10 protein-coding genes are annotated in these 15,612 nt (G+C 62.9%); 2 read left to right on the top strand and 8 right to left on the bottom strand.

Annotated features, from left to right (window positions below):
* Positions 1-3: 3 nt before the first annotated feature.
* From J3P97_RS18190 to J3P97_RS18160, 7 genes are all read right to left on the bottom strand, one after another.
* On the bottom strand, positions 4-2,721 hold the full coding sequence (locus J3P97_RS18190) for a nitrate reductase (protein ID WP_434672454.1): 2,718 nt from the start codon (positions 2,719-2,721) through the stop codon (positions 4-6).
* Complete coding sequence (gene nirD, locus J3P97_RS18185) at positions 2,721-3,038, bottom strand: nitrite reductase small subunit NirD (RefSeq protein WP_434629546.1); 318 nt, start codon at positions 3,036-3,038, stop codon at positions 2,721-2,723. Before nirD ends, J3P97_RS18190 begins: the two co-directional genes overlap by 1 nt.
* Positions 3,035-5,488, bottom strand: a complete 2,454-nt coding sequence (gene nirB, locus J3P97_RS18180; protein WP_434672453.1) for a nitrite reductase large subunit NirB — start codon at positions 5,486-5,488, stop codon at positions 3,035-3,037. Before nirB ends, nirD begins: the two co-directional genes overlap by 4 nt.
* 418 nt (positions 5,489-5,906) lie before the next feature.
* A complete protein-coding gene (locus tag J3P97_RS18175) occupies positions 5,907-7,577 on the bottom strand; it encodes a protein kinase domain-containing protein (RefSeq protein WP_434672452.1) in 1,671 nt (556 codons plus the stop codon).
* A 9-nt stretch (positions 7,578-7,586) separates the two neighbouring features.
* Positions 7,587-8,798: a nitrate/nitrite transporter gene (locus tag J3P97_RS18170; RefSeq protein ID WP_434672451.1), complete on the bottom strand. Its 1,212-nt coding sequence runs from the start codon at positions 8,796-8,798 to the stop codon at positions 7,587-7,589.
* Positions 8,799-9,176: 378 nt separating this feature from the next.
* The gene (locus tag J3P97_RS18165; RefSeq protein WP_047737436.1) at positions 9,177-9,752 is read right to left on the bottom strand and encodes an ANTAR domain-containing response regulator; all 576 of its coding nucleotides are present in this window, start codon (positions 9,750-9,752) and stop codon (positions 9,177-9,179) included.
* Between the two features lie 14 nt (positions 9,753-9,766).
* Positions 9,767-10,978: a CmpA/NrtA family ABC transporter substrate-binding protein gene (locus tag J3P97_RS18160; protein ID WP_434601374.1), complete on the bottom strand. Its 1,212-nt coding sequence runs from the start codon at positions 10,976-10,978 to the stop codon at positions 9,767-9,769.
* A 233-nt stretch (positions 10,979-11,211) separates the two neighbouring features.
* Between J3P97_RS18160 and J3P97_RS18155 the strand changes: the two genes are divergently transcribed.
* Positions 11,212-12,231, top strand: coding sequence for a quinone-dependent dihydroorotate dehydrogenase (locus J3P97_RS18155; protein ID WP_434656661.1), 1,020 nt, complete (start codon positions 11,212-11,214; stop codon positions 12,229-12,231).
* 299 nt (positions 12,232-12,530) lie between these two features.
* On the opposite strand, the gene rmf is transcribed toward J3P97_RS18155, so the two are convergent.
* Entirely contained in the window at positions 12,531-12,746 is a 216-nt protein-coding gene (gene rmf, locus J3P97_RS18150) for a ribosome modulation factor (RefSeq protein ID WP_003223300.1), read from the bottom strand.
* A gap of 531 nt (positions 12,747-13,277) precedes the next feature.
* On the opposite strand from rmf, the gene rlmKL reads away from it, so the two are divergent.
* Positions 13,278-15,548, top strand: a complete 2,271-nt coding sequence (gene rlmKL / locus J3P97_RS18145; protein ID WP_434672450.1) for a bifunctional 23S rRNA (guanine(2069)-N(7))-methyltransferase RlmK/23S rRNA (guanine(2445)-N(2))-methyltransferase RlmL — start codon at positions 13,278-13,280, stop codon at positions 15,546-15,548.
* The last annotated feature ends 64 nt before the right edge of the window (positions 15,549-15,612 follow it).

Genomic DNA, 15,612 nt, shown 5'->3' with positions numbered 1-15,612 from the left:
TCCTCACGAGATCGCGGCGACCGGTTGCTCGGTGGCAACCAGCAGGCGCTTGATTTCCGGTACGCAGGAACCGCACTGCGTGCCGCAGCCCAGTTCTTTTTTCAGGCCCTGCAAATCCAGGCCGCGCTCGATGCCCGCGCAAACCGCACGCTGGCTGACATTCATGCAGTTGCACAGCGTCTTCCCACCAGCCGTGGCGGCGCCGGTGTTACCCGGCGGTGCGCTCAAGGGGGCCAGCAGCCAGCGCCGCAACTGGTCGTCGGCGCGCCCTTCCAACCAGAGGTTTTGCAACCAGTGCCGGGCCAGGGTTTCGCCGGCCAGGCGAATGGCGGTGATGCGGCTGTTTTCGATCCGTACCCGCTTGCCAATGGCGCGGCGCGGGTCGTCATAGGCCAGGACCGGACCTTCGATCAGTCCCAGCTGTTCGTCGATCGCCTGCAAAAGCTGCGGTTCGGGCGCCACGGCGCTGGCAGCGCGTATCAGCAACGCGGGACGGTCGCGGCCGGTCAGGCTAAGGCTGACGTAGGCAAACGCCTCACACAGCGGACGCAACGCCTCCAGATGCTGTTGAACATTGCCTTCAACCAGAGCGAACAGCTGCCAGGGCAGGTTCACTGGTTCCAGGCGTACGCCGCTGTGCTTGAGTTCCGGCTGTTTCGACAACGGGTCGAATGCCGGTTGAGTCAGGATGTTGACCCCGCCCTTGAGAAACCGGTCGCCCCAGTGCATGGGCAGGAAGGCCTGGCCGGGGCGCACGCTGTCGTCGCTGTCCACGGCCACGATCACGCTGCCGCGACGGCTCTTGAGGCTGACCAGGTCGCCAGACTGCAGGCGATGGCGAAGCAATTCGTCGGGATGCAGGCTGAGCACCGCTTCGTTCACATGGCCGAACAACTGCGCGGCGGTACCGGTACGGCTCATCCCGTGCCACTGGTCGCGCAGCCGACCGGTGTTCAGCGTCAGGGGGTAGCGGGCGTCGCGCAATTCCTTGGCGGCGCGATAAGGGTCGGCCTCGAATCGGGCGCGGCCGCTGTCAGTCGGGAAAATCCCGTCCCCGTACAAGCGCGCCGTTCCGACCGTGGCGCCCTCCGGGAACGGCCATTGCTGAGGGCCGAGGCGGTCGATCACGTCATGGCTGATGCCGGACAGGTCCAGGTCGCGGCCACGGGTCAGTTGCTTGTATTCATCGAACAAATGAGCCGGGGTTTCAAAGGCGAACAGGCTGGGCTGGCCGGGGCGCAGGCGTTTCTCCAGTCGTTGTGCGAAATCCACCGTGATCGCCCAGTCCGGCCGAGCTTCACCCGGTGCGTTTATCGCCCGGCGAACGTGGGAAATGCGTCGTTCGGAGTTGGTGACCGAGCCTTCTTTTTCGCCCCAACTGGCCGCCGGCAGCAGCAGGTCGGCAAAGGCGGCGGTTTCGGTAGTCCGGAAGGCCTCTTGCAACACCACGAACGGGCAGGCTTGCAGGGCTTCGCGGACGGCGGCCTGGTCCGGCATCGACTGGGCCGGGTTGGTGCAGGCGATCCACAGGGCCTTGATCTTGCCGCTGCGAACCTGCTCGAACAATTCGATGGCGCTCAAGCCGGTGGTGCTTGGCAGTTGCTCAACGCCCCAATAGCTGGCGACCTCGGCGCGATGCTCCGGATTGCCGGCTTCGCGATGGCCCGGCAGTAGGTTGGACAGGCTGCCGGTTTCGCGGCCGCCCATGGCGTTGGGCTGGCCGGTCAGCGAGAACGGTCCCGCGCCCGGTCGGCCGATCTGGCCGGTGGCCAGGTGCAGATTGATCAGCGCGCTGTTTTTTGCGCTGCCGGCAGTCGACTGGTTCAAGCCCATGCACCACAACGAGAGGAAACTTGGCGAGGTGCCGACCCACTCGGCGCATTGGTGCAGTTGCTCGACGCTGATCCCGCACAGCTGGGCAACCATGGCGGGGGTGTAGTCGCGCACCAGGTTCTTCAGGTCCGCCAGGCCTTCGGTGTGGGCCTTGATGAAGCTGCGGTCGACCCAGTCTTCCCACAGCAGCAGATGCAAGATCCCGTGGAACAAGGCGACATCGGTGCCAGGCAGGATCGCCAGGTGCAGGTCTGCCAGGTCGCAGGTGTCGGTGCGCCGAGGGTCGATGACGATGACTTTCATCTGCGGCCGGCGGGATTTGGCTTCTTCGAGCCGACGAAACAGGATGGGATGGGCGTAGGCCATGTTACTGCCGACGATCATCACGCAGTCGCTCAGCTCCAGATCCTCATAGCTGCACGGTGGCGCGTCGGCGCCCAGGCTGCGCTTGTAGCCCACCACGGCGGAAGACATGCACAGCCGGGAATTGCTGTCGATGTTGTTGGTACCGACCAGCGCCCGGGCGAGTTTGTTGAAGGCGTAGTAATCCTCGGTCAGCAGTTGGCCGGAGATGTAGAAGGCCACGCTGTCCGGTCCGTGCTCGGCAATCGTGTCGGCGAAGACGTTGGCGGCATGGTCCAGGGCGCTGTCCCAATCGGTACGGCCACGGGCCAGGCCTTTGCCCAGCCGCAGTTCGGGATAGAGGGCGCGCGCGGCGAGGTCGCCGGTCAAGTGCAGGGTCGAGCCCTTGCTGCACAGTTTGCCGAAGTTGGCCGGATGGGTGGGATCGCCACTGACGCCGAGAATACGCTCGCCGTCATGTTCGATCAGCACGCCGCAACCGACCCCGCAGTAACAGCAGGTCGAGGCAGTCGTCTGGCGGTTCATCAGCTTGCGTCCCGCAAGGCCAGCATCACCCGACCGTTCTCGACGCGGGCCGAATGATGATGGGCGCAGCCCACGTCCGGGGCCTGGGCCTGGCCGGTTTCCAGGTCGATCTGCCAGTTGTGCAGCGGGCAGGCCACGCGCTTGCCGTAGATCAGTCCTTGGGACAGCGGGCCGCCCTTGTGCGGGCAACGGTCGTCGAGTGCGAATACTTCATTGTCGCTGGTGCGAAAAATCGCGATATCGCCTTTCGGCCCGTTGATGATGCGTGAGCCCAAGGCGTTGATGTCTTCCAGCGCGCAGATATCCAGCCAGTTCATGCCAGTACCTCCAGGTTCTTCACGGGGATGACCTCGAACTCTTTTTTCAGTTGCGGTTGTTCCAGCCGTTGTTTCCAGGGGTCCTGCTCCAGCGACAGGGAAAACTTCAGGCGCTCGTGCAGGGCCTTGCGCCGCTCCGGGTCTTCCAGCACGGCTTTCTTGATGTGTTCCATGCCGACGCGCTGCATGTAGTGCACGGTGCGTTCGAGGTAGAAGGCTTCTTCGCGGTACAGCTGCAGGAAGGCGCCGTTGTATTCGCGCACTTCTTCGGCGGTCTTGAGCTTGACGAAAAACTCGGCGACTTCGGTCTTGATCCCGCCGTTGCCACCGATGTACATCTCCCAGCCGGAATCTACGCCGATGATGCCGACGTCCTTGATGCCAGCTTCCGAGCAGTTGCGTGGGCAACCGGAGACCGCCAGCTTCACCTTGTGCGGCGACCACATGTTGAACAGGTCGTGCTCCAGCTCGATGCCCAATTGGGTGGAACTCTGCGTGCCGAAGCGGCAGAACTCGCTGCCCACGCAAGTCTTCACGGTGCGAATGGATTTGCCATAGGCGTGGCCGGACGGCATGTCGAGGTCTTTCCAGACGCCGGGCAGGTCTTGCTTCCTGATGCCCAGCAGGTCGATACGCTGGCCGCCGGTGACCTTGACCATGGGCACGTTGTATTTGTCGGCCACGTCGGCGATGCGGCGCAGCTCGGATGGGTTGGTCACGCCGCCCCACATCCGTGGGACCACCGAGTAGGTGCCGTCCTTCTGGATGTTGGCGTGGGCGCGTTCGTTGATCAGGCGCGACTGCGGGTCATCCTGGGCTTCGCCGGGCCAGGTGGAAATCAGGTAGTAGTTCAGGGCCGGACGGCAAGTGGCGCAGCCGTTCGGCGTGCGCCAGTTCAAGTAGCCCATGGTCCCGGCGATGGTCAGCAGGTGCTGGTCGCGGATCGCCTGGCGGATCTGCCCATGGTTGAGGTCGCTGCAACCGCAGATGGCTTTTTCGCTTTTTGGCTTTACGTCCGCCGCGCCGCCGACGGTGTTGATCAGGATCTGTTCCACCAGGCCGGCGCAGGAGCCGCAGGAGCTCGCGGCCTTGGTGTGCTTTTTCACGTCATCGACGCTGAACAGGCCGTGTTCCTGGATCGCCTTGACGATGGTGCCCTTGCACACGCCATTGCAGCCGCAGACTTCGGCGGTGTCGGCCATGCTCATGGCTTTGTCCTGGCCTTGGTGGCCGACGTCGCCTAAAGCGTTTTCCCCAAACATCAGGTGATCGCGGATCTCGCTGATGCCGTGGTTCTCACGGATCTGGCGGAAATACCAGCCGCCGTCCGCGGTATCACCGTACAGGCAGGCACCCACCAACACGTCATCCTTGATCACCAGTTTCTTGTAGACGCCACCGATCGGGTCGGAAAGGGTGATGGTCTCGGTGCCTTCGCCGCCCATGAAGTCGCCGGCGGAAAACAGGTCGATGCCGGTGACTTTCAACTTGGTTGACGTCACCGAACCCTTGTAAGTGGCGAAGCCCAGTTGCGCGAGGTGATTGGCGCAGACCTTGGCTTGCTCGAACAGCGGCGCCACCAGACCATAGGCGGTGCCGCGATGGTTGGCGCATTCGCCGATGGCGTAGATGCGCGGGTCATAGGTTTGCATCGTGTCGTTGACGAGGATTCCGCGGTTGCACGGAATGCCCGATTTTTCCGCCAGTTCGGTATTGGGCCGGATACCGGCAGCCATCACCACCAGGTCGGCGGGAATGATGTCGCCGTTCTTGAACTGAACCGAGCCGACCCGGCCGTTGCCGGCGTCGTGCAAGGCCTGGGTCTGCTCGCTGAGGCGGAATTTCAGTCCACGGTTTTCCAGGGCGGTTTGCAGCAGCTGGCCGCTGGTCTTGTCCAGTTGGCGTTCCAGCAGCCATTCGCCGATGTGCACCACGGTCACGTCCATGCCGCGCAGTTTCAAGCCATTGGCGGCTTCCAGGCCGAGCAGGCCGCCACCGATGACCACCGCGTGTTTGTGGGTCTTGGCCGTATTGATCATGGCCTGGGTGTCGGCGATGTCGCGGTAGCCGATCACGCCATCCAGAGTGTTGCCAGGGATCGGCAGGATGAACGGCGTGGAGCCGGTGGCGATGAGCAGGCGATCGTATTCGGCTTCGCTGCCGTCCTCGGCGATGACCCGGCGCTTGACCCGGTCGATCTCCACCACCTTGCGGTTGAGCAGCAGCTTGATGTTGTTGTCCAGGTACCAGCTCAGGTCGTTGAGCACGATTTCTTCGAATGTCTGTTCCCCGGCCAGCACGGGCGAGAGCAGGATGCGGTTGTAGTTGGTGTGGGGCTCGGCGCCGAAGACCGTGATGTCGTAGAGCTCGTTGCTCAGTTTGAGCAGTTCCTCGAGGGTGCGAACCCCGGCCATGCCGTTGCCGATCATTACCAGTTTGAGTTTTTTCATCAGGGTTCTCCGCAAGCTCAGGCCCGTTTCATCACGGCGGTCGGGCTGGCTCGGCAATTTTTTCGAAAACAAAAAAAGGCGTCTCGCTAGCAAACTAGCGAGGACGCCTTTGTCCTGGTCCCGTTCTCTCGGGAAGCACCGCCTTCATCGTTGGAGGCGTTGCTTTATGTATGGTGGAAGAGGTTATGCAGTGGTTGTGCCAAGTGGCGCGAGGGCTTGGATTTACTGGAGGAGGCGCGGATTGGCCGCGTTGCGGGGGGATTTATTGCACCGAATCAAAGCGTGTTGCCCGGTAATGGAGCGTCAGCCTTGGCACAGGTAGTGGCTGTTACACCGCTTTCGCGAGCAGGCTCGCTCCCACAGGAGACCGCGATCAACCTGTGGGAGCGAGCCTGCTCGCGAAGGGGGCAACTGGGTTTCAGCTATGAAACACCAGAAACAGCAGCACAACATTCACCACCAACGACACCAGGGCCAACGTCCGCCAGACCTTCAGCGGCTCCCGCTCAAGCAATGGCCGGGGCCTTACGCTCAAGCTTCGCCGCTCGCCCTGTTCCAGCTGCAACAGCCATTCTTCTGCCGTTTCAAAGCGCTGCGCAGGGTCTGCCGCCACGGCGCGTTCCAGGCTTTGCCCGAGCCATTCGGGCAGGTCCGGTCGATAACGATTGGCGCTCACGGGCACACCAAAGCGCGGTCGCTGGAAGGCTTCGATTTCGCCGTAGGGGTAATGCCCGGTCAGCAGGAAATACAAGGTCACGCCGACCGCATACAAATCCTGTTGCGCCGTCGGCGCGGCGCCGCCGAAGGCTTCCGGCGCTATGTAGCTGGGGGTGCCAGGCAAAACGTTGGCCTGGTCTTCGGACAAACCGGGGCAGTACGCCAGGCCAAAATCCAGCAAGCGCAACTCCCCATCGTCGCCCTGGTGCAGGTTTTCCGGCTTGATGTCGCGGTGGTAGATCTGTCTTCGATGCAACAGGCCCACCGCGCGCACCAGTCGCTGCGCCAGCTCCAGCCATTGAGCCAGGGGCAACGGACCGCTTTGGTTGAACAGGCCGGCCAGGGTCACGCCCGAATATTCACGCATCACGTAGTACAGATGTTGGCGCTGGGGGACGCCATGCACCTCCGGAAATTGCCGACCCGCGACCCGCTTGAGAAACCATTCCTCCGACAACAGCGCCTGGCCGGCGCGGGTGTCGTCCCGTAGCTGCACGGGCAAGGTTTTCAACAGCCAGGATTGGCCGTGACCATCGTGTACCCGGTAGAGCAACGACTGCTGGCTCTGGCCGAGCAGGCTTTCGATCTGCCAGCCTTCGAACACCTGGCCCGCCTTCAGTGCAGGGGGCAGCGGCCACTGTTGCAGTTGGATCAGCGCGTCGCCGATGCTCGCTTCGCCCACCGCATCGACCCGCACCAACAGCGCGCTGGCGTTGTCCTGGCTACCGGCCAGGTGCGCGGCGTTGACTAGCGTCTGCGCCGCGCGATCCAGGTCCGGCTGGTCGCGCAGGATGCCGGCAATGGCCGTGTCTCCCAGTACCGCCCAGACGCCGTCGCTGAGCAGCACGAAGGTTTCATCTTCACGCAGCTCACCGTCGAGGAAGTCGAGTATCAAATGCTGATCCAGCCCCAAGGCACGCTTGAGCACATGTTGCATGCCCTGTTGTTCCCAGACGTGATCTTCGCTGACCCGTTGCAAATGGTCGGCGTGCCATCGGTAGACCCGGCAATCGCCGACGTGCGCCAGGGTGAAGCGCCGCCCCCGCAGGACCAGCGCGCTGACCGTGGTCAGCAGCGGTTGGCCGCCGCCGTTGGCTTGCAGCCAGCGATTCTGCGCCAGCAGCAGCCGGTCCAGCGCCTGGGCCACGCCCCAGGTCTGCGGCGTGGAATAGTAGTCCAGGGCGAGTGCCTGCAAGGTCGAACGCGCGGCCAATCCGCCATCGGCGCATTGGCTCACGCCGTCGGCGATGGCGAACAGGTAACCCTTGCTGGCGGCCAGGGCCGGGGCGGGAGTGACCAGGCGCAGGGCGTCCTGGTTTTCCTCTCGGGGACCCGTGGCGCTGGCTTCGGCAAAACTCAGTTGCAGGCTCATGGTTGCAGGTTATACCCGAGCCGCGGTGACCGCTGCCGAACCCCAGGTGGTCCTCCAGCGACGCTTGACCCCGTGCAGGCCGAACCAGGCCAGGACACCGAGGCTGGCGAACAACCACAGCGCCAGCTGGTAGCTGCCGGTGCTCTGCTTGATCGCGCCCATGCCCGCCGCCAGGGCGAAGCCGCCGATGCCGCCGGCCATGCCGATCAGCCCGGTCATCACGCCGATCTCGCGACGGAAACGTTGTGGCACCAGTTGGAACACCGCGCCGTTGCCCGCCCCCAGGCCGAGCATGGTGCAGACGAACAGGGCCAGCGCCGCATAGGAACTCGGCAGGTTGAAGCCGACCGCGGCGATGCAGACAGCCGCCACGATGTACATGCCCAGCAAGGTGCGGATGCCGCCGAAACGGTCCGCCAGCGCGCCACCCAAGGGCCGCATCAGGCTGCCACCGAAAACGCAGGCCGCGGTGTAGTAGCCGGCGGTCACCGGGCTCAGGCCATACTGGTCGTTGAAGTAGCCGGGCAGGGCGCTGGCCAGGCCGATGAAGCCGCCGAAGGTCACGCTGTAGAAGAACATGAACCACCAGCTGTCGCGGTCACCGAGGGCCTTGAGGTAGTCAGCCATGGATTTGGCCTTGGGCCGCTCCGGTGCGTTCTTGGCCAGCCAGGCAAACAGGACCAGGGTAATGACCAGCGGGATCACCGCGAAGCCGAACACGTTGGTCCAGCCGAAGGCCACCGCCATCACCGGAGCGATCAACGCGGCAAGCACGGTACCCGAGTTACCGGCACCGGCGATGCCCATGGCCTTGCCCTGGTGCTGTGGTGGATACCACTGGGAAGCCAGCGGCAGGGCCACGGCGAACGAAGCGCCGGCCACGCCCAGAAACAGGCCCAGCAGCAGGGCTTGTTCGTAGCTGTGGATGCCCAGTTTCCAGGCGCAGAACAGCGCGCCGATCACGATCACCTGGCCGACCATGCCGGCGGTCTTCGGTGAAATGCGGTCGGCCAGCAGGCCCATGAACAGGCGCAGCACGGCGCCGGCGAGGATTGGCGTCGCGACCATCAGGCCGCGTTGCTGGGTGGTCAGGTGCAGGTCGGCGGAGATCTGTACCGCCAATGGGCCGAGCAGGTACCAGACCATGAAGCTCAGGTCGAAATAGAGGAAGGCCGCGAACAATGTCGGGGTGTGGCCGGATTTCCAGAAGCTTGAATTCATCGCGCACCTCAGCTGTAAAAGTCTCGAGAAATGAGTCAGTGCTTTGAGCAGTGCGCCGTCTGTGGTCGCACCACCGGCCCCGCGGGGCCAAAACAAAAAAACGCCGCAACCCGGATCGCCAGAGAGGCGAGGAGGGTGTGCGACGTCTTTGTCGTAGGTGGGGCAACCGCCGTTGGTTACCTGTGGGGTTGCTTAAGCGAGATCTGTGCCAACCTGCGAGGTTCGGGGGAGGCCTTCGCGAGCAGGCTCGCTCCCACAGTCGATCGGTGGGGTGCACAAATGCTGTGTTCACCCAGACCCACATGGAATCAGAGTGTTCTCCGAACCTGTGGGAGCGAGCCTGCTCGCGAAGGCGTCTGGCCAGGCGCTACAAGGCTTTCAGCCGAGCAACTCGTTCATGGCAATGATCTGCTCCGCCACCTGGATCAGCTTCTGCTGGCGGCTCATGGCCTGGCGGCGCATCAGGGTGTAGGCCTGTTCCTCGTTGCAGTCCTTCATTTTCATCAGCATGCCCTTGGCCAGTTCGATGCGCTTGCGTTCGGCCAGTTGCTGGTCCCGGGCCAGGAGTTGCGCACGCAGGGCCTGGTCGCTTTCGAAGCGGGCCATGGCCACGTCGAGGATCGGTTGCAGGCGTGCGGCATGGATGCCTTCGACGATGTAGGCGCTGACGCCTGACTTGATCGCCTGGCGCATCACATCCGGGTCGTGCTCGTCGGTAAACATGACGATCGGTCGTGGCTGGTCACGACTGACCAGCACCACTTGCTCCATGACGTCGCGCCCGGGTGACTCGGTATCGATCAGGATCACGTCCGGACGCACCGTTTCGACGCGCGCCGGCAGGTCGATGGTCAATCCGGATTCGTCGATCACTTCGAATCCGGCTTCAATCAGGGCCGCCTTGAGACGCCCGACTTTTTTCGCGGTGTCGTTGATCAGCAGGATACGCAGCATAATCGAGGCTCCTGTCAGCGGCTGGCGAGAAGGGGAGCCGCATCGCTCAAGGCGTGCAGTTTGAAGCTGCGGGCATACCCGACCGGGTCCGAGCCGTCCCAGGTCGTGCCGTCGATCAGTTGACTGCTGCGCATGTCCTGGCGAGGCGACGTCACGCCCAGCGCCGCGCAGGCTTCACGATACAGCTTGAGCTGTTGGACCTGGCAGGCCACGGCCAGGTAGTCCGGGTCTTCGCGCAGCAGACCCCAGCGCCGGAACTGGGTCATGAACCACATCCCGTCGGACAGGTACGGCAGGTTCACCTCGCCGTCCCCATGAAAGCGCATGGCGTGGGGATCCTGCCAGCTGTTGCCCAGGCCATCGGAATAAATCCCGAGCAGGCGCGGCTCGATGCAATCGAGCGGAGCGTCGAGGTATTCCGGGGCGCTCAACAATTGCGCGGTACTGCGGCGGTTTTCAGTGCTTTGTTCGATGAAGCGGCTGGCTTCGAGGATGGCCATCACCAGCGCGCGGGCAGTGTTGGGGTATTGCTCGACAAACGCGCGGGTACAACCCAGGACTTTCTCCGGGTGGTCGGGCCAGATGGTCTGGGTAGTCGCCAGGGTAAAGCCGAGGTTCTGCTTCACGGCGCTGGCGCACCAGGGCTCGCCGACGCAGAAACCATCGATGCGCCCGGCTTGCAGGTGCGCGATCATCTGCGGCGGTGGCACCACTACGCTGTCGACATCCGACAACGGATGGATGCCCTGGGCGGCGAGCCAGTAATAGAGCCACATGGCATGGGTGCCGGTGGGAAAGGTCTGGGCGAAGGTCAGTTTCGGGCGAGTTTGGTGCACATGCTGCTCCAGTGCCTCAGGACTGGTCACGCCTTGCGCCTGCAAACCATGGGACAGGTTGATGCTCTGGCCGTTCTGGTTCAGCCCCATCAGCACGGCCATGTCGGTCGGCGCGACGCCGCCGATGCCCAGGTGCACGGCATAAACCAGGCCGTACAGGCTGTGGGCCGCGTCGATTTCACCGCTGACCAGTTTGTCCCGCAGGTTGGCCCAGGAGGCCTGGCGCTTGAGGTTCAGCGTCAAGCCGTAGGGCTGGGCGAAGCCCTGGGTGGCGGCCACGACCACCGGGGCGCAGTCGCTCAGGGCCATGAAGCCGAGGTTGACCGCGCTCTTTTCCGGGGCATCGCTGCCATTGACCCAAGCCAGGGGGGTGGCTGGAATTTCGTTCATCGCGCATCACCTTCCGCATAAAAAAGCGCCGCTTCCGGGCCGAGGAAGCCGGACGACGACGCCGTTGTCCCTTAAATCAGTGTGGCGCTCATTCCGTCACTGGCATGGGCGCTGATGACCAAAAGGGTGCAAGGCATATGCCAGCGCTATTGTTTTGTGCGGGCGCCTCGCTTGCGTTGCCGTTGCCCGGCTATAATCGCCGCCTCATTTCGTCGCCCGAGTCAAAGCCGCCCATGTACACCCTGGCCCGTGAACTGCTGTTCAAACTTTCCCCGGAAACTTCCCATGATTTGTCCCTGGACCTGATCGGCGCGGGTGGACGTTTGGGGCTCAACGGGTTGCTGTGCAAGGCCCCGGCAAAATTGCCGGTGACAGTCATGGGCCTGGAATTTCCCAACCCGGTCGGCCTTGCCGCTGGCCTGGACAAGAATGGCGCGGCCATCGACGGGTTCGCCCAGCTGGGGTTCGGCTTCGTTGAAATCGGCACCGTGACGCCGCGTCCGCAGCCGGGCAATCCCAAGCCACGGCTGTTTCGTTTGCCGCAGGCCGAGGCAATCATCAACCGCATGGGCTTCAACAACCTGGGCGTCGATCATCTGCTGGCCCGTGTGGCTGCTGCCAGGTACAAGGGTGTGCTGGGGATCAACATCGGCAAGAACTTCGATACGCCGGTGGAGCGCGCCGTCGACGATTACCTGATCTGCCTGGACAAGGTCTACGCTCACGCCAGTTATGTGACCGTCAACGTCAGTTCGCCGAACACACCAGGGCTGCGCAGCCTGCAGTTCGGCGATTCGCTCAAGCAACTGCTGGCCGACCTGGCGCGACGTCGCGCGGAACTGGCGGTGACGCACGGCAGGCATGTGCCGCTGGCTATCAAGATTGCCCCGGACATGAGCGACGAAGAAACCGTCCAAGTGGCCCAGGCCTTGATCGAGACCGGTATGGATGCGGTGATCGCCACCAACACCACGCTGGGCCGCGAAGGTGTAGAAGGCCTGGAGCATGGTGACGAGGCGGGCGGCCTGTCTGGCGCTCCGGTGCGCGACAAGAGCACCCACACGGTGAAAGTGCTGGCCGGCGAATTGGCGGGACGCTTGCCGATCATCGCGGCGGGCGGTATTACCGAAGGCCGGCATGCCGCCGAGAAAATCACGGCAGGGGCGAGCCTGGTGCAGGTTTATTCCGGGTTCATCTACAAGGGCCCGACGTTGATTCGCGAGTCGGTGGATGCGATTGCGGCGTTGGGTTGATTAACCCTTTCTTGAAGGCGAAGCAGACCCCCTGTGGCGAGGGAGCTTGCTCCCGCTGGACTGCGCAGCAGTCCCAAACCCATCACCGCGGTGTGCCAGGCTGATACCCGTCAGCTTTTATGGGGCTGCTGCGCAACCCAGCGGGAGCAAGCTCCCTCGCCACGGGGTTTTGGGAAGCCCATTAAAAAGGGCTCCTCAAGGGAGCCCTCTGGGCCGTAGCCCGCCGCCCGGATGGGACGTGCGTGGTTAAAACGATTTGAATGTCAGATTGTCGGGTTTTTGATTATCAGGGCCCTGTGTCAGCCGACGGCGTGAAGTTCGTTGAGTCTGTGGATACCCGCAGTGCCGGTCATACCGTCCCAGTTGTCGCCGCGTCCTTCTCGCCAGCCGTTGATCCAGGCTTGACGTACCGACGGTAGAGTAAAGGGGCAAAGCTCACGGGATTTACCACCAACGCCATATTGGTAACCGCGTAAAAATGCTCTTTCCAACGGATCACGCTTAAGTCTTCTCATAGGGTGTTGCCCTCACTTGTTGACTGTTGCTTAGCGTCGACCTCTATCGAGGCCGGGGCAGAATCATTCTGCCGTTGGTGGCTCGTTGCCGGCGTGACGAGCCAAGGGTGTTGACGCCGTTGCGACGTCAACCTGTGGTGAGTTCTAACCAAAGCGTCACATGGATGGAATGATCGTTTTGTCATAAGCACGTAACAAGAAAGATGTTAGTGCGATAAGTAACAGCATGTTCGGCGCCCGCTTTTGCGTCAGACCCCTGTATGATCAGCCCTGCGCCGAAGGGCGGTCGCCGATGTCGAATGAGAATGTCCCCCCGTTGCACTCGGGTACTATTCGACGAAAGGGACAACTTTTCACAATTTGTTGCACAGAATTTTCTATCTGTCCTCGCATCTAAGCTCTTTGAACCTGAGCGGCGAGTACGGAACGGCACACGTTCGTGCCACGCGGGTGCTCTTGAGAAAAGCACCTGATTGAACCCGGCCCGGCAATGCGTTGCCCGGCCCACTTAGCCAAAGGCTCTGGAATCCCATGTCCGATCGTTTCGAACTCTTCCTCACTTGCCCCAAGGGCCTCGAAGGCCTGCTTCTCGAGGAAGCCGTCGGGCTTGGCCTTGAAGAGGCGCGCGAGCACACCTCGGCCGTTCGCGGCATCGCCGACATGGAAACGGCTTATCGCCTGTGCCTGTGGTCGCGCCTGGCGAACCGCGTATTGCTGGTGCTCAAGCGCTTCGCGATGAAGGACGCTGAAGACCTGTACCACGGCGTGCTGGACGTCGACTGGCAAGACCACATGCTCGCCGATGGTACCTTGGCGGTCGAGTTCAGCGGTCACGGCTCGGGCATCGACAACACGCATTTCGGCGCCTTGAAGGTCAAGGATGCCATTGTCGACAAGCTGCGCACGCCGTCGGGCGAGCGGCCATCCATCGACAAGCTCAACCCGGACCTGCGCATCCACCTGCGCCTGGACCGTGGCGAAGCGATCCTGTCCCTCGACCTTTCGGGCCATAGCCTGCACCAACGTGGCTATCGCTTGCAGCAGGGCGCCGCCCCGCTGAAGGAAAACCTCGCCGCCGCCATCCTGATTCGCGCCGGTTGGCCACGCATTGCCGCCGAAGGCGGGGCACTGGCGGATCCGATGTGCGGCGTCGGCACGTTCCTGGTGGAAGCCGGAATGATCGCGGCCGACATGGCGCCGAACCTGCGTCGCCAGCAATGGGGCTTTACCGCCTGGCTCGGCCACGTGCCGGCGTTATGGAAAAAACTCCACGAAGAAGCCAGCGAGCGCGCCGCCGCCGGGCTGGCCAAGCCACCGTTGTGGATTCGCGGCTACGAAGCTGACCCACGGCTGATCCAGCCGGGCCGCAACAACGTCGAACGTGCGGGCCTGAGCGAGTGGATCAAGATCTATCAGGGCGAAGTCGCCACCTTCGAGCCGCGCCCGGACCAGAACCAGAAGGGCCTGGTGATCTGCAACCCGCCGTACGGCGAGCGTTTGGGCGACGAAGCCAGCCTGCTCTATCTGTATCAGAATCTCGGTGAACGCCTGCGCCAGGCCTGCCTGAACTGGGAGGCCGCGGTGTTCACTGGCGCGCCGGACCTGGGCAAGCGCATGGGTATTCGCAGCCACAAGCAGTATTCGTTCTGGAACGGCGCCTTGCCGTGCAAGTTGCTACTGATCAAGGTGCTTCCGGATCAGTTCGTCACTGGCGAGCGTCGCACCCCGGAACAACGTCAGGCCGAGCGTGAACAGGCTGTTTACGATCAAACCCCTGAAGTACCGCAAGAGCGCCAGTACAACAAGAACGGCAACCCGATCAAACCGGCCCCGGCGCCAGCCCCTGTGGTCGAGCAGGCGCGGTTGAGCGAAGGCGGGCAGATGTTCGCCAATCGCCTGCAGAAAAATCTCAAGCTGCTGAGCAAGTGGGCCAAGCGTGAAGGCGTCGACTGCTACCGGGTCTATGATGCCGACATGCCGGAATATTCCATGGCCATCGACCTGTACCACGATTGGGTGCACGTCCAGGAATACGTCGCGCCGAAGTCCATCGACCCGGAGAAGGCCTCGGCCCGGTTGTTCGATGCGCTGGCGGCCATTCCCCAAGCCTTGAATGTCGACAAGAGCCGCGTCGTCATCAAGCGCCGCGAGCGCCAGAGCGGCACCAAGCAGTACGAGCGCCAGAGCGCCCAGGGCAAGTTCACCGAGGTCAACGAGGGCGGCGTGAAGCTGCTGGTCAACCTCACCGACTACCTCGACACCGGGTTGTTCCTCGATCACCGGCCAATGCGCTTGCGGATCCAGAAAGAGGCCGCTGGCAAGCGTTTCCTCAACCTGTTCTGCTACACCGCGACCGCCAGCGTCCATGCCGCCAAGGGCGGGGCGCGCAGCACCACCAGCGTCGATTTGTCGAAAACCTATCTGGACTGGGCGCGGCGCAACCTGTCGCTCAATGGTTTTTCCGACAAGAACCGCTTGGAGCAGGGCGATGTCATGGCCTGGCTTGAAGCCAGTCGCGACGAGTACGACCTGATCTTCATCGATCCACCGACGTTCTCCAACTCCAAGCGCATGGAAGGCGTGTTCGACGTGCAGCGCGACCACGTCCAGCTGTTGGATCTGGCCATGGCGCGCCTGGCGCCGGGTGGCGTGCTGTATTTTTCCAACAACTTCCGCAAGTTCCAGCTCGAAGACAACTTGGGCGAGCGTTACGCCGTGGAGGAAATCACCGCCGGGACCATCGACCCGGATTTTGCCCGAAACAGCAAGATTCACCGCGCCTGGAAAATCATGGCGCGCTGACCGGCGGTCGATTGGATCCATGCAGGCCTTGAAATTCAAGGCTTGCAGGCGTTTTTGGGACTGG

The organism is Pseudomonas sp. R1-15 (genome assembly GCF_051132085.1).
Taxonomy (GTDB): Bacteria; Pseudomonadota; Gammaproteobacteria; order Pseudomonadales; family Pseudomonadaceae; genus Aquipseudomonas.
Note: the sequence above shows the minus strand (reverse complement) of the source record. Positions and strands in the feature narration are given on the sequence as shown.

Bases quoted from the DNA above. Each gene is read 5' to 3' on its own strand.
- rmf (WP_003223300.1), bottom strand. From the start codon at position 12,746: ATGAGAAGACTTAAGCGTGATCCGTTGGAAAGAGCATTTTTACGCGGT.
- nirB (WP_434672453.1), bottom strand. From the start codon at position 5,488: ATGAAAAAACTCAAACTGGTAATGATCGGCAACGGCATGGCCGGGGTT.
- J3P97_RS18190 (WP_434672454.1), bottom strand. From the start codon at position 2,721: ATGAACCGCCAGACGACTGCCTCGACCTGCTGTTACTGCGGGGTCGGT.
- J3P97_RS18165 (WP_047737436.1), bottom strand. From the start codon at position 9,752: ATGCTGCGTATCCTGCTGATCAACGACACCGCGAAAAAAGTCGGGCGT.
- J3P97_RS18155 (WP_434656661.1), top strand. From the start codon at position 11,212: ATGTACACCCTGGCCCGTGAACTGCTGTTCAAACTTTCCCCGGAAACT.
- J3P97_RS18170 (WP_434672451.1), bottom strand. From the start codon at position 8,798: ATGAATTCAAGCTTCTGGAAATCCGGCCACACCCCGACATTGTTCGCG.
- rlmKL (WP_434672450.1), top strand. From the start codon at position 13,278: ATGTCCGATCGTTTCGAACTCTTCCTCACTTGCCCCAAGGGCCTCGAA.
- J3P97_RS18175 (WP_434672452.1), bottom strand. From the start codon at position 7,577: ATGAGCCTGCAACTGAGTTTTGCCGAAGCCAGCGCCACGGGTCCCCGA.
- J3P97_RS18160 (WP_434601374.1), bottom strand. From the start codon at position 10,978: ATGAACGAAATTCCAGCCACCCCCCTGGCTTGGGTCAATGGCAGCGAT.
- nirD (WP_434629546.1), bottom strand. From the start codon at position 3,038: ATGAACTGGCTGGATATCTGCGCGCTGGAAGACATCAACGCCTTGGGC.